General features: G+C 73.1%; 9 protein-coding genes. 2 read left to right on the top strand and 7 right to left on the bottom strand.

Annotated elements, in window-relative coordinates; translation table 11 throughout:
* Positions 1–201: 201 nt before the first annotated feature.
* Entirely contained in the window at positions 202–1,428 is a 1,227-nt protein-coding gene (locus ACFV0O_RS36620) for an erythromycin esterase family protein (protein WP_380348445.1), read from the bottom strand.
* Between the two features lie 218 nt (positions 1,429–1,646).
* Here ACFV0O_RS36620 and ACFV0O_RS36615 point away from each other — a divergent pair, with 218 nt between their 5' ends.
* A complete protein-coding gene (locus ACFV0O_RS36615) occupies positions 1,647–2,066 on the top strand; it encodes a hypothetical protein (protein ID WP_380348443.1) in 420 nt (139 codons plus the stop codon).
* A gap of 251 nt (positions 2,067–2,317) precedes the next feature.
* Here the strand turns inward: ACFV0O_RS36615 and ACFV0O_RS36610 are convergent, their stop codons facing one another.
* The 3 genes from ACFV0O_RS36610 to ACFV0O_RS36600 all read right to left on the bottom strand — a co-directional run bounded on the left by ACFV0O_RS36610 (position 2,318) and on the right by ACFV0O_RS36600 (position 7,670).
* Complete coding sequence (locus ACFV0O_RS36610; protein WP_380348441.1) at positions 2,318–2,896, bottom strand: hypothetical protein; 579 nt, start codon at positions 2,894–2,896, stop codon at positions 2,318–2,320.
* A gap of 160 nt (positions 2,897–3,056) precedes the next feature.
* Entirely contained in the window at positions 3,057–3,968 is a 912-nt protein-coding gene (locus ACFV0O_RS36605; RefSeq protein ID WP_380348440.1) for a hypothetical protein, read from the bottom strand.
* A 513-nt stretch (positions 3,969–4,481) separates the two neighbouring features.
* Entirely contained in the window at positions 4,482–7,670 is a 3,189-nt protein-coding gene (locus ACFV0O_RS36600) for a bifunctional cytochrome P450/NADPH--P450 reductase (protein ID WP_380348438.1), read from the bottom strand.
* Between the two features lie 168 nt (positions 7,671–7,838).
* Between ACFV0O_RS36600 and ACFV0O_RS36595 the strand changes: the two genes are divergently transcribed.
* Complete coding sequence (locus ACFV0O_RS36595) at positions 7,839–8,513, top strand: LuxR C-terminal-related transcriptional regulator (protein WP_380348436.1); 675 nt, start codon at positions 7,839–7,841, stop codon at positions 8,511–8,513.
* Between the two features lie 403 nt (positions 8,514–8,916).
* On the opposite strand, the gene ACFV0O_RS36590 is transcribed toward ACFV0O_RS36595, so the two are convergent.
* From ACFV0O_RS36590 to ACFV0O_RS36580, 3 genes are all read right to left on the bottom strand, one after another.
* Complete coding sequence (locus tag ACFV0O_RS36590; RefSeq protein ID WP_380348434.1) at positions 8,917–10,500, bottom strand: PucR family transcriptional regulator; 1,584 nt, start codon at positions 10,498–10,500, stop codon at positions 8,917–8,919.
* Between the two features lie 155 nt (positions 10,501–10,655).
* Positions 10,656–13,412: a molybdopterin-dependent oxidoreductase gene (locus tag ACFV0O_RS36585; RefSeq protein WP_380348432.1), complete on the bottom strand. Its 2,757-nt coding sequence runs from the start codon at positions 13,410–13,412 to the stop codon at positions 10,656–10,658.
* Entirely contained in the window at positions 13,409–14,251 is an 843-nt protein-coding gene (locus ACFV0O_RS36580) for an FAD binding domain-containing protein (RefSeq protein ID WP_380348431.1), read from the bottom strand. The genes ACFV0O_RS36585 and ACFV0O_RS36580 overlap by 4 nt, the downstream gene beginning before the upstream one ends.
* Between the last annotated feature and the right edge of the window lie 240 nt (positions 14,252–14,491).

Below are 14,491 nucleotides of genomic sequence, written 5' to 3'. Positions count from 1 at the left end.
GGGGATCGGTGGCTCTGATTTTTTTATAAGAGCCCCCGCGCGACACCGGTTGGGGCGGCCCGGCCGAGCGCCCGCCGAGCGTCGGCCGAGCGCCGGCCGAACTCGCCGACCGGCGCTGCCCGTTCCGCCGCCCCGCGCTCGATCTCGACGGCTGCCCGCCCCGACAGCATCGGGCCGGTGCCTCACACGTGCGCCGCGCGATCAGAACGTGCGTGCCTGGGTGACCTGGTTCAGGTGGATGAGGACGTCGTAGGCCCGTCCGATCGCGAGCTGCGGCATCGGATCGCTGACGTAGACCGAACCCGCGTCGTAGGTGGGGCGGGAGACGTCCAGCCAGTCGCGGGCCGCCCGGGGCGCGGTGCGCAGGTCGACGTAGTAGTCCCGGTAGCGGACCTGGTCGAGGGTGTGCTCGTTCATGTCCGCCGTGGCCGCCGGGACGGTGACCGTCTTCCAGTTGTCCGTCAGGACCGCGTCGTTGGTGAGGAAGGAACCGCTGTCGAAGGTGAAACCGATGGCCACGTAGTCGCGACCATAGGTGTCGCGCAGCCGGGAACCCTGCGGCTTGGGGTACAGGAAGGTGTCGGTGGCCAGGTAGCCGGCGTGCCCGTTGTGCGCCGACAGCAGCACCTTGCCGCCGGTGCGGCGCTGCCACCACGCGGTGTTGTCCGCCATCGCCCGGTCACGCAGCTGCTCCGCGGCGGAGACGGAGGCCGGGTCGGTGATGTCCAGGGTGGCGAAGGCGAAGGTCTCGGCGATGTTCCGGGCGTGCTGCACCGCCCACGCGTGGGCGTCACCGCCGGAGGCGCCGACACCGCTCGCGGTGACCAGGTCGAGCGCCTGCTGCGCCTTGGCGGCGTTGTCGCGGCGCTCGGCGAGCGGCTTCCGCAGGTAGGCGAAGGCGTCGTCGAACGGTCGCAGGCCCGCGTAGAGGCCGTCGAGTTGCGGGAGGACGTCGGGGCGGGCCCCGCGCACGTAGGAGGTGACCCGCTCGAAGATCCCGTCGCCGAGCCTCGGCAGGCCGAGGTCGTCGCCCACGAAGTGGACCGGGTCCTGCGGGTGGCTCCGGTTGTGGTCCCGCATCCAGGCGATCAGGTCGGCGAACTCCTCGCGGTCCCACGGACTGCCGCCCAGGGCGTCCTTGACGATGTGCCGAGCGTCGCCCGGGCCGCCCTGGACGTACTCGTCGATCTGCAGGCCGCTGCTCCAGCTCGTCTCCAGGGCGAAGGTGGTGAAGCCCTTCTCCTCGACGAGGTAGCGGAACACCCGCTGCTTCATCGCGAAGAACTCGTGCGAGCCGTGGGTGGCCTCGCCGAGGCCGACCACCTTGGCGTCGCCGATCATCGAGCCCATGGCGCGCAGGTCGGCGGTGCGGCCGCCGGGTTCCGTCGTCCGCAACGGCTGGGCGACGCCCTCCAGTGCGCGCACCACGGCGGAGCGCTGCGCTGCCGCCGGGTCCGCGGCCGCGCCGGTGGCGCCCGGGGGGCGTCAGGCTCCCGCCCGGCTCCCTCGGCGTCCGTCGACATGACGGCCGTGCCGTCGGCACGTACTCACGGACGCATTCCGGGAGACAGCACGTCCGAGTGGTGGTGCCCGCCCGCTCGGAAAGCGCGTGCGATTCCCTCGGGGCGTGTGCCATCATCGGGGCCGTGCCAGCCAGAAACCGTCACCTGCCGCGTGGTCTGTCGTGGCCGCTCACGCCGGCGGACATCCGTGCCGTCCTGGGCGTGGAAGAAACGGGTGGCTACACAGTGGACTTCTACGACCACCCGTTGAGCGGCGGGATTCTGCTGCAAGCCACGTGGAACCCACCGCGCTTCTCCAACTACGGCTACGCCGGCCGCCCCAGCCCGAGGCGCATCGTGGCCGTCGGCGTCGCCCCGCTCCCGGCCATCGGCCGGGCCGACGCCCGGCTCGCCCTTCGGCAGGACGCCCTTCCCGAACTGGCCGCGTGGATCGACTCCGTTCAGCACGCTCCCGAGACCTGGATCCTGACCGGACGTCGGCGGTTCTGGCGACTCGCGGGCAACTCCACGGTCCGCCGCGACGACCGGCAGCCGTACCCGTGACCACCGCGGCCGCAGTCGGACTCCGCTGAGCCATCCGCTGAAGGCACCGAGTACCGCGACCTCGACGTGTCGTCACCGGAGTCCCCGAGCGGGTGCCGCGGAATCCGGTTCGATGTGATCGTGTCTCGTGCGACGATCCCGGCACGGCCGATCCCGATGCTTCCTCTCCGTGACGCCGTGAGCGTACGGATCGGCTGCGGGACACGGCGCCGGCTCGTCGGTGACACGTCCGTACGGGCATCCCGAATACCTCAGCCGGTGCGGACCCACGCCGTGAACTCGTCGGCGAGTCCGGGCGGGTTGGCCGCCTCGGTCCGGCGAGCGATCCCCTCGTAGTACTCCAGCTCGTGGAGGACCACGGGCACCGGCTTGCCGATCACGCTCTCGATGACGCCGTCGTCGTGGAGGCCGCGAGCGAGCCGGACGCATGCCTGGTTGAAGTTGGCCTCGATCAGCGCGGCGGTCGGCCCGACGGTTGCGATCAGGTCTTCCGGGCGAGTGGGCTCGTCGTACCAGAGCCCGAGTTCGCTGATCCACCGGTGGCGTGCCGCGGCGCCGTCGGGGTCCCGGGTGAGGTCGCCGATGACGGTGAGCTCGTTCTGGAGCCAGAAGGCGTAGTTCCAGCGGGCTTCCGCCTCGTCGGAGGCGTCCGCGACGGTGCGTCGGAACTGGGCTTCGGTGTTGTACCCGATGGTCAGGGTGGGCTGTCGTGGGTCGTCCCGCTCGTTGTCGATGAAGAACGAGATGACGTAGACGTCCGCTGCCTCGCCGGCCGGGACCGAGCCGAGCGCTCCGGTGGCAAGGGTCCGGAGACGGTCCTGGAAGGTCACGGAGCGAGAGCCTTTCGAGTGCGGTTGCCGACGCCGGCGGCGTGAGCGGCCCGGTCGCCGGCGGCGGCCCGCTGCCGTGTGGCGGCGACAGCGATGGGGATGCCAGCGTTGGTCGGTGCCCGCCCGGCCTGACTGGGTCTGGCCGGGCGGGCTTGCGGTGTCAGTGTGACCAGTAGGGGTCGTCGACCGTCGCGCACGGGGCGGCGTAGTCCAGCGGTCCCTGGCCGAACCCGCCGTGCCCCTTGTCATCGCTGATGTCGGCGACATTGAGCAGGGAAGCCTGGACCTCGGCGCAACCCTCCACTCCCGAGACGCGGTCCTTGATCAGGTTCCTCAGGTTCCTCAGGTTGACCCGGTTGGCCTGGTCGCGGACGGCCGAGGGGACGCCGTCGAGGTTGCCGATCTGGTCGGGGTGGTCGTGGATGAACTTCTGCTGTTCGGTGTCGGTGAGGCCGTCCCACCACTTCTTGACGCTGGTCGGGTCGGTGCCGGCGGGGGGTATCTGCTCGCGTCCGGTCTGGGCGGCCTGGTCCGCGGCGGCGGTGGCGGCGTCGAGGCCGGTGCCGTTGCTCGCGTTGGTCGCGAAGTGGTTCAGCCGGGCGCTGAGTTCCTGGTCCGCGTGATCGGCCTCGTTGAGTGCGGCGGTGATGCGGTTGCTGATGGCGATGGCCGTCGTCTCAGCGCCGGCGCCCGCGTAGTTCGCGGATGCGGGGTCCTCGTCCCAGGTGATGGTGCCGTCGGGGGCGACGGTGAGCTTGGCGGTCTTGGCGTCGTCGAGGGCGTAGACCAGGTGGGACTGGGCCAGCGCGAACTGCTCGGCGGCCTTGGCGAGCGCCTTGCCGATGAAGTCGAGCTCGCTGTGCGCGGACTGGAGTTCGGTGCCCAGGAACCGGATGCGGGCCTGGGCGTGGTCGGACGCGGTGCCGGTCCAGTGCGAGTTGGCGAGCCGGTCGGCGACCTCGTGCTGCCAGGACTCGATGTGCTGTCCGAACGCCGAGTACAGCGCGTCGAAGGCGTTCTTCGCGATGGTGATGTTGATGATGTTCGCGTCGTAGAGGGTTTTGATGTCCATCGGGTTACTCGGCCGCCTTCGCACTCGAAGGCTTCACGGGCCCGGGACGACCGTCGTATCGCCGCGGCCGTCAGCCAGCTCTGCAAGGTGCCGGCGGCCTGGTTGCACGGCTCCGCGAGCTTCGACGTCTCACCCGGTATCAGACTCCCGATGTGCTGCGCGCTCTGCCCGCAGCCGTCCAGTTCGCCCGGATTGACCTTGAATTGCAAGCTTGCGTCAGGATCGGCCATGTCTTTCTTTCCCCCCGGATACTTCGCGCCTGGATCATCACCAGGCCCACCTTCATCTGACGAACCTTTGATCGGATGGTAGTCGACTGTCGTGGAGATGATCGGCGGCCGAGGCGGACACGAAGCGGCCGCGACCAGGGGGATCCCGGGCCCGCACACGGTCGGCCACGTGATCATTCCGGCCGTTCGATGGCACACGACACGGCACTTTGCGCACTCGGGCCCACCTGACCGGACGGACGGGTGCCGACCGGTCAGGTGGGCGCGGTCCCGTGGCCGGGTGTCAGCCCGCGTAGACGTCCTCGACGTAGCGGCCGGCTTCGATCAGCTCCTGCAGCCAGGCCTGTGCCTGCTGTTCGTCGGCCTGCGGTGTCCGTTCCCGGTACAGGTCGCGGAAGGCGGCCCGCACGCCCGGGGCCATCCGGGCGCCGTCGCCGCACACGTACACCTCGGCGCCGGTTTCGAGCAGCGCCCAGACCTCGGCGGCCTCGGCGGCGATGCGGTCCTGGACGAAGCGCTGCCCGTCCTGCGGTCGTTCGCTGAACGCGGGCCGCATCGAGACCGCGCCTTCCCGCTCGGCCGTCTCCAGCTCCAGCCGGTGCAGGTAGTCGGCGTCCGGCGCGTCGCAGCCGAAGTAGAGCAGGGCGGGGGCGAGTTCGGCCCCGTCGTGGCGCAGGGCGCGGCGGTCGGCGACGGCGCCGCGGAAGGGGGCGAGGCCGGTGCCGGCCGCGATCATGATCACCGGGGTGTGGTGGTCGATGCGGAACGCCTGCCGGCAGGGCCGGATCCGGGCCAGCACGGTGTCGCCCTCGGTGATGCGGGCGAGGTGGCCGGAGCCGGTGCCGTGGTAGGTGCCCCGCCCGGAGCGGGCGGGGGCGTTGAGGACCGAGACCATCAGGTCCACCTCGGTGGGGTCCCACTGCGGGGAGGAGGAGATCGAGTAGTGCCGGGGCCGGATCGGCGGCAGCAGTTCCAGCAGCACCGGCCAGGTCAGGTTGCCGCGCAGGGCCGGGTGGTCCTCGATCAGGTCCAGCAGGGTGCGCGGGTCGTTGTCGGGCAGTGCCCGCAGGGCGGCCTGCTCGGGCGGGCAGGGGTTGTGGTCGGCGAGTGCGGCGCGCTGCGCGGGGGTCGGGCGGTCCTGCAACTCGACGTGGTGGGTGAGGAGTTCGCGCACGGTCAGCGGGCGGTCGACGGCGGGGCCGGTGCGCCGGTGGGACACGATGTCGAGCACGGTTGCCGGGTCGGCGCCGATCAGGGCGGCGGCGCGCTCGACCAGGGCCGGGTCGTTGGCCGGCAGCACGGTGAGGTGGTCGGCGGTGCGGTAGTCGACGCCCTCGGGCAGGGCGAGGCGGACCAGGCGCTTGACCCGCGGGTGGTCCGGGTCGGTCAGGCTGTCGACGGCGGTGACGGTCAGCTCGGCCATGTCGTGTCGGGCGGCCAGGGCGGCCAGCGGGCCGCCGGTCACCTCGGTCACCGTGTACGCGGCCTCCGGCTCCGGCTGGGCGGCGGGGGCGGCAGGGGCGGCGTCGGCGTCCCCGTGGTGCTCCAGCAGGACGGCCCGCAGCGCCTCGGTGAACTGCCGTACGGTGCCGGCGAGGTCGCCGGAGGCGTCGGCCTCGGCGCGGGGGAACAGCCGGGTGCCGCCGAGGGCGGCGAGCCGGTCGTCGATCAGGGCGGGGACGCGCTGGTAGGTGGCGGCGTAGGTGCGGTCGCCGATGCCGAGTACGGCGTAGGTCACCCCGGCCGCCGCGCCGTCGGGTGCCTCCTGGAGCCGGCGGACGAACTTGGCGGCGTCGTCGGTCGGTTGTCCGTTGTAGGAGGCGGCGGTGATCACCACGGGCCGGTCGGTGGGCAGGCCGTCCGCGTAGGCGTCCAGTGGGGCGAGGTCGGTGTCGCAGCCGAGGTCGGTGGCGGCCTCGGCGAGCTGCCGGCTGAACTCGCGGCAGGCACCGTAGTTGGAGCCGTGCAGGAACAGCAGGCCGGTGCCCTGGCGGACCCGGCCGGGGCGCTCGGCGGCGGACCCGGCCCGCACCGCCGGGCCGGTCGCCGGCTCGGCCGCCGTCGGGGCGGGCGTGCGCCGGGCCAGTCCGAGGGTGAAGTCGTCGGGCTTGATGGTGAGCGTCTGCTTGATGGTCAGCCGGTAGTCGGCGTGGTCGATCAGCCGGTAGCGGTGGACCAGCATGCCGAGCAGCATGGCGGCCTCGTGCAGCGCGAACTGCCGCCCGATGCAGGCGCGTTCGCCGGTGCCGAAGGGCTTGAAGGCGTGCGGGGAGCGTGCCTCCTCCGGTTCCGCGTCGAACCGGGCCGGGTCGAACAGCTCCGGGTTGTCGCCCCAGCAGGCGTCGCGGTGCAGCATCGGGGTCGACACGAAGACCGTCTCCCCGGCGCGCAGCGGGATCCGCCCGCCGAGGAGGGTGTCCTCGCGGGCCTCGCGGCTGAAGGCGGGGGCGGTGGGCCACAGCCGCAGCGCCTCGTTGAGCACCTGCCGGGTGTACTTCAGCCGCCCGACGTCCTCGTACGAGGGCTCCGGGTCGGCCTGGTCGCCCCAGAGCGCGTCCACCTCCCGCTGCACCTCGCGCAGTACGGCCGGGTTCTTGACCAGGTAGTACAGCGCGAAGGACAGCGCGCCCGAGGTGGTCTCGTGGCCGGCGATCAGGAAGGTGATCACCTGGTTGCGGATGTTCTCGGCGTCCAGCCGGGAGCCGTCGGAGGGGCGCACCGCGCCGAGCATCAGACCGAGCAGGTCCTCGGCCGGGCCCCGGTCGTCCTCGCCCGCGCGGGCGGCGATCACCTCGTCGACCACGGCGGCCAGGTAGTCGGCGTCGGCCTGGAAGGCGGCGTCGCGCTCGGTGTGGTCGAGGTCCGGGTCGCGGGTGAACTTGATCATCGCCCATTCCAGGCAGCGCACCATGGCGTCCACGAACGGGTGCGGCTCGTCCCGCTCGAAGGAGCCGAAGTCGAAGCCGAACCCGGCCAGCCCGATGGTGTCCAGGGTCATCCGGGTCATGTCGCCGGGCACGTCCACCGGCAGCCCGGCGCGCTCACGGCGGTCCCAGGAGTCCACCAGCCGGCGGGCGACCTTCAGCATCACCGGGTGGTAGGTGCGCATCGAGCCGAGCGCGAACGCGGGCATCAGGATGTCGTGCGCCCGGGCCCAGTTGGGCTCCTCGTTGTACGCGGTGAACAGGCCGTCGCCGGTGAACCGACGGACGTTCTCCAGGCCGGGGCCGATCGACTTGGTGAACCGGGTCTCGTCGGCCAGCTCCTCGACCAGCTCCAGGCCGGTGACGATCAGCGTGTCCCGGCCGTGCAGCCGCTGGACGAAGGCCGGGCCGTACGATCTGGCCAGTTCCATGGTCCGCAGCATCGGGGCGGCGAGCGGCGGCGCCGAGGAGATGTCGATCAGGGGCACGGTCGCGGCCGCTCCCCCGGTCCCGGCATCGGCCTTCGGGTCGGTCACGGTGTCGGTCATGGTGGTCCCTCCCGCAGCGGAAAAGTTCGGCTCCCCCCACTCTGCGGCCACCGGGAGGGCGAGCCCACCGTGATCACTACATGATTGTGTAGTACCCGGGACATCCGCGGACTTGCCGACGAACCGTCAGCACTGCCTCACGCGTGCGGATGCCACGGGGAGGGACGAATGGACGTGCGACCGACCGAGGGCTGCGGCCCGGCGCCGGGGAGCCGGCAGGACGCGGCGGTGATCTGGCGCAACCGGGCACTGCGTCTGCTGGACCACGTGCCGTTGCCGATCGCGGTGGTCGAGTTCGGCGGCCGGACCCTGATCGTCAACCGCGCGATGGCGGCCGAGTTCGGGCTGCTGCCGGGTCAACTGCGCAACCGGAAGATCCTGGAGTTCTTCACCCTGCGGGACAGCGACACCCTGCAGGCGCTCGCCGAGGCGGTCCGGATGCACCGCCGCTCGCAGTACCCGGCCCGGGTCTCCTGGACGCCCGTCGACGGCCGCGAACGGCACGGCGAGATGACCGTCGACCTGGTCAGCGACACCCCGGAGCAGACCCCGAACCTGCTGCTCTCGCTGCGCACCGTCGAGGCCCTCCGGGAGGTGCCGGAGCCCGGCCCGCGCACCGAGGTCAGCCCGGTCGAGGTCCGGATCCTCGCCGCCGCGGCCCGGGGCGCCACCACGGCGCAGATCGCCCGGGAGATCGGGATCACCCCGGACGGCGTCAACTACCACCTCGCCCGGCTCTCCCGGCGCTGGCGGGTGCCCAACCGCACCGCCCTGGTCGCCCACGCCTACGCCACCGGCGTCCTGGCCGCGGGCAGCTGGCCGCCGGCACCCCCGAAAGACTGATGGAACGTCAAGTATGTTGACGCCGAAGCGAATCCGGACCGCACGGCCGGGTGACGGCATGCTTCGGCCCCGGCACCCGTGGGCAGCCTCCCCCGACGGACACCCGGCGTGGAGAAGGGCGGCATGCGCCAGGACCGCGCCGACGAGCACCGGCCGGAGACCGCGCTCGTCGCCGCCTGCGAACTCCCGCCGACCGGCCCGGTGGTGGACGTCGGATGGCGGCCACGGCGGCCCGCTGCAGGAGGTCTGCGCCGCAACCCGGGCCTGCCGGGCGTCCGCTACGACCGCGCGCACGTCCTCACCAGGCACCGGCCGGAGGCGCACGGCGAGGGTCGCGGGCCGCCCGGAGCCACCGGAGGGAGACTTCTTCGCCCCCGTGCCGCCCGGCCGCGTCGCGGTCGCTTCAGGCGGGCGCGCAGCGCAGCGCCGCCCACAGGTCGAGCCGGTCCTCCAGCTTCAGCAGGCTGCGGCCGGTGAGTTCCTCGATCCGTTTGATCCGGTAGTGCACCGTGTTGACGTGCAGGTGCAGCGCCTCGGCCGTCCTGGACCAGGAGGCGCTGTGCCGGAGGAAGGCGTCCAGGGTGTCCAGCAGGGAGACGGTGTTGGCCCGGTCGTGCTCGATCAGCGGCGCGAGGACCCGGCGGCGGAACTCCGTGGTGATCTCGGCGGGGACGCCCCGGAGCAGCGTTGCGAGGGTGGTGATCCGCGAGCAGCGGCCGACGGCCCCGGGCGGTTCGACGTCGATCGCGAAGCGGGCCCGGACGAGTGCGGCCCGGAGCGCGTCGGCGGCCGGTTCGACGGTGCAGCCGATGCCCACGCGCAGCCGCCGCCCGCCGGGCAGTCCGGCTTCCAGGCGTGGGAGGGCGCGCTGCAGGGTCTGCGCGACCAGGTCCTCCGGGGCCGGGGAGAGGGCTGCCGCGCCGCCGTGGCCGTCGGGGGCGGCGACGAAGGGGACGGGCGCCTCTTGGTGGCTCGTCGGCAGGTCGTGGAGGGCCTCGGCGAGGGCCGCGGCCGTCCAGGTCGCGGGGACGCCGTCGATCCGGGCGGCGACCGCGGTCAGCTGCCGCTGCGGGGGCAGGCCGGAGAGGGCGAGTGCGCGTTCGGCCTCCGCTTCGGCGTCGGCGCCGGAGTCGAGCAGTTCGACCAGCCGGGTGCCGGTCTGCCGCTGGGCGGTGGCGGTCGCCCGGTCGCGGGTGGCGAGCGGGGTGAGCAGTTCGGCGAGGCCGTGCAGCATGGCGGTGGCGGTGGGGCCCGGTTGGCCGTGCGGCCGTAGCAGCCAGCCGTCGAAGGGCGAGTCGCCGGGCGGGCCGACCGGGAAGGCGGGCGCCGCGGTGCGCGCCGGGAACGGCGCCGGGGCGGACGCGGGGGCGGGCACCGGGGCGGACCCGGATCCGGATGCCGGCGCGGACTCCGAGGAGGCCAGTACCCGGCCGGAGCCCGTGGTCAGGGAGCACTCCGGCAGTCCGAGGTCGGCCACGGCCCGCTCCAGGAGGTCGTCCAGGGAGGCCTGCGCGCGCAGCAGCTGGGTCAGGGTCCGCCGGACGGCGGCCGGGAGGGCCGCCTGCCCTTCGGCGTGCGCCTGGAGGTCGCCCCACAACCGCAGGTAGACGCGGTCGGTGACGGAGCGGAAGCTGGTGCCGGCCGGCACCGACAGCAGGGGGACGCCGTGCCGGCGGCAGGCCTCGACCAGCTCCGGCGGGACGGTGCCGTGGGTGCCCTCGCCGGCGAGGAGCGCCGCGACCTCGGCGGTGCGCAGGGAGTTGGCGAAGCGCATCGCCGCCTGGCCCCCGTCCGGCCGCCACCAGACCAGCCCGGAGAGGACCAGTTCGCCGCGCTGCAGGTAGCGTGCCGGGTCCTGCAGGTCGGTGGAGGTCACGCCGGTCACCTCGCGGTCGAGCAGGTGGGGGCTCGCCCAGGCGACCTCGATGTGGAGGTCGTCCAGCTCCAGGAGGTCTCCGACGATCATGTTGTGCTCCTTGTGCGCCATGCGCGAACGGTGGCCTCGCACATGCGATGGCTGACGCGTGTCAGGCATCGTAGACACAAGGAGGAAGGTGCGGTTCCCCTCTTGTGGGATCGCCTGACGGCGGGGCCGCCGGCCGGGCCCCGGTCCGGTGCTCCCGACAGTGGACCGCCGCCCGGTCACGGCGTCGCGGGCCTCCGGCGGTGCCGGTCGAGGGCCCGCCAGACCTTGTCCCGCAGGAACGGCGCCTCGGTGAAGCGGATGCCGGTGGCGTCCCGCAGGGCGTTGGCGAAGGCGGGCGGCACCGGGTTGAACGGGCTCTCCGACATCGACTTGGCGCCCAGCGGCCCGATCGCGTCCGAGGTCTCCGAGAAGTGCACCTCGGTGCGCGGCACGTCCGCGAACGCGGGCAGCCGGTAGCGGCGGAACGCGGCCGTGGTGACTTCGCCCCGGCCGTCGACCAGGACCTGTTCGAACAGCGTGGCGCCCAGGGCCTGGGCGACGCCGCCCTCGACCTGGCCGCGGCACTGCAGCGGGTTCATCACCTTGCCGGCGTCGGCGCCGTGGACGCTGCGCAGGATCCGGATCTCGCCGGTGTCCGGGTCCACCGCGATCCGGAACCACTGGGAGTTGAAGGCGACCGAGCGCGGCGAGCCGCCGAAGTGGCCGTCCGCGCTCAGTTCGACGCCCCTGCCGCGGGCGGCCTCGAAGACCTCCTTCAGCGGGACCGTGCGCCCGTCGCACTCCACCGCGTCCGCGGTGAGGCGCAGCAGGCTGCGCGGGGTGCGGGCGTACTCCGCGGTGAAGGTGAGGAGCCGTTCGGCGAGCGCGTCGGCGGCCCGCATCACGGCCTTGCCCGCGACGACGGTGCCGGCCGAGCCGAAGGCTCCGGTGTCGTGCCGGACGACGTCGGTGTCGGACTGCCGGATCGCGATCCGGTCCACGGTGGTGCCGAGAGCCCCGGCGGTGATCTGCTTGTGCACGGTGGTGGTGCCGTTGCCGAACTCCGCGGTGCCCACGGCGAGGTCGTACGTGCCGTCCTCCAGGAGCTTCACCGTGGCGTCGGCGATGTGGCCGCCGGGCGGGCCGCAGGCGATCGCCGCCATCGCGAAGCCCTGGCCCACCAGCCAGCCCTCGGGGGCGAGTTCGGCGCTGGTGTCGTTCGCGAGGGCGGTCCGGACGACGCCGAGGCACTGGTCGAGGCCGTAGCTGGCGATGTGCAGGTCCTCCTCCTCGCCGAGCGGGCCCGCCATGTGCTCGCCCGGGCCGATGACGTTCCGCTCGCGCAGCACCAGCGGGTCGACGTCCAGCCGCCGGGCCAGCTCGTCCATCGCCGACTCCAGGGCGAAGGTGACCTGGCCGAGGCCGTAGCCGCGGAAGGCCCCGGCCGGCACGGCGTTGGTGTAGACGGAGTACGCGTCGACCTTCTTGTGCGGCGCGCGGTAGACGCCCATCGACTCGCCGACGCTGTGGAACATCACGGCCGGGCCGTGGTTGCCGTACGCGCCGGTGTTGGCGACCACCCTGAACCGGACGGCGGTCAGGGTGCCGTCGCGCTTGGCGCCCAGCTTGACGGTGATCGTGAACGGGTGCCGGGTGGTGGCGCCGTGGAACTGCTCGGCGCGGGTGAACTCCAGCTTCACCGGCCGGTGCAGCCGCATCGCCGCGAGCACCGCGATGTCCTCGGTGAGCATCTCCTGCTTGCCGCCGAAGCCGCCGCCGACCCGGCCGGCCACCACCCGGACCTGCTCCATCGGCAGGTCGTACAGGTCGCACAGCGCCCGGCGGGTGAGGAAGGGCACCTGGGTGGAGGACCGGACCACGATCCGCTCCTCCCCGGTCTTCTCGGACTCCTCGAAGTACACGACGCAGCCGTGGGTCTCCAGACTGGCGTGCTGCACCCGCTGGGTCCGGAAGGTCTCCTCGTAGACCACGTCCGCCTCGGCGAATCCCCGTTCGACGTCGCCGAGTTCACCGTGTGCCTCGCCGCAGACGTTGTTCCCGGCACGGGCGATCCGGGACTCCGGGCCCTTCGGATGGATCACCGGGGCGCCCGGCGCCATCGCTTCCTCCGGGTCGATGACGTACGGGAGTTGCTCGTACCCGACGACGATCCTCCGGCAGCCCTCCTCGGCCGCGCCCTCGCTCTCCGCCACCACCGCGGCGACCCGCTGGCCGACGAAGCGCACCACGTCGTCCAGCACGCGGGTGTCGTCCGGGTCCTCGGTGGGGTGCTCGTGCCGGGCCGAGGAGTAGAGCCGGTCGGGCGCGTCCTCGTGGGTGAACACGGCGACCACGCCGGGCACCCGCAGGGCCGCCGAGGTGTCGATCGAGACGATCCGGGCGTGCGGGTGCGGGGACCGCAGCAGCTTCATGTGCAGCAGGCCCTCGACCGCGAGGTCGAAGGTGTAGCGGGCGGTGCCGGTGACCACCTGGGGACCGGCCGGGGCGCCGAGGCTGCGGCCCACGGCCTGCCCGGCGCAGGGCGACTCGGTGTGCTTGACGCCCCGGATCGCGTCCTCGATCGCCCGGTAGCCGGTGCAGCGGCACAGGTTGCCCTTCAACGCCCGCGGCAGGTCCGCGCGTTCGTCCTCGCCGAAGCCGGCGGCGGAGGTGGTCATCAGCATGCCGGCCGTGCAGAACCCGCACTGGAAGCCCTGGGCGTCCAGGAACCGCTGCTGCATCGGGTGGAGCTCGCCGTCCTTCGCCAGGCCCTCCACGGTGGTGACGGCGCGGCCCTCCGCGCGCAGCGCCGGGTAGAGGCAGCTGTGCACCGGCTCGCCGTCGACCTGCACGGTGCAGGCGCCGCAGTCGCCCGCGTCGCAGCCCTTCTTCACCCCGAACCAGCCGCGCTCGCGCAGGTAGGTGCGCAGGCACTGGCCGGCGCGCGGCTCCGCGTCGAAGTCCTCGCCGTTGACCCGGACCGAGAAGCTCATCGGCCGTCCTCCCCGTTCTCGTGGCGCGCACCGGCGAGTTCGCCGCGGATCTCCTCCGCCAGGCGGAAGGTCATGTGCCGCCGCCAGGCCGGATGCCCGTGGATGTCGGCGTAGTACTCCTGCGGCTCGATCCCGAACCCGATCGCCTCGCGCACCGCCGCCGCGTTGGGCGGCAACGGGAAGCGCAGCCGGACCGGGCGCACCGTCGAGGCGGTCACGGTCAGCACCCGCTCGCCGTCGAACGGGTCGAGCGTGCCGATGAGCAGCGCGGCCGAACGGCCGAGCCCGTGGAGGGAGGCCTGTCGGAAGGCGGTCCGCCGCTCCAGCGCCCGGGCGGGCAGGACGACCGAGCGGAGCAGTTCACCCGGGCGCAGGTCCTTCACCCCGGCGCCGACGACGAAGTCCTCCACCGGCAGCTGGCGCACGGCGCCGTCCTGGGAGAGCAGGGTGCAGACCCCGTCCAGCGCGGCGGTCAGCGAGATCATCGGCCCGGCCGGCAGCCCGTTGCACAGGTTGCCGCCGACGGTGGCCATGTGCCACACCTTCCAGGAAGCGAGAAAGGCGCGGCAGCACTGTTCGACGAGCGGGGCGGCGGGCCGGTCCAGGGTCAGGGCGAAGCGCGACAGCTGGGCGATCGTGCAGGTCGCCGCGATCTCCAGGTCGCCGGTGGGCGTCAGCCGCACCGGCTCCCAGCCCATCCGGCTCAGGTCGATCAGCCGGCGGATGTGCGGCTGCGGCTCGGAGAAGAGGTACGTCCCGCCGCCGAGCCACGCGTCCCCCGGGCGCCAGGTCCCGCGCTGCCGCGCGTCGCGCAGTTCCACCACCGTGTTCAGGTCCACGTTCCGCCACCGTCCTCGACTGCTCGATTGACCGACACGGCGATTGAAGCAACGCGCCACCGGGCGGAACGAGTGGTCGCCCGCACCATCCCGGGGCGGCCGGACTGGGTGATCGACCAGCGCATGGACATGACGCCGCGCCGGCCGGGACCGCCGGCCCCGGCCCTGCGGCGGTCGGGGACCGGCGGGCGGGAACCGGCGGGTTGGGCCGGCGGGTGGGGCCGGAGTGGCGGGCAGGGA

It is taken from the genome of Kitasatospora sp. NPDC059577, from assembly GCF_042735475.1.
In the GTDB taxonomy this organism is placed as follows: domain Bacteria; phylum Actinomycetota; class Actinomycetes; order Streptomycetales; family Streptomycetaceae; genus Kitasatospora.
Note: the sequence above shows the minus strand (reverse complement) of the source record. Positions and strands in the feature narration are given on the sequence as shown.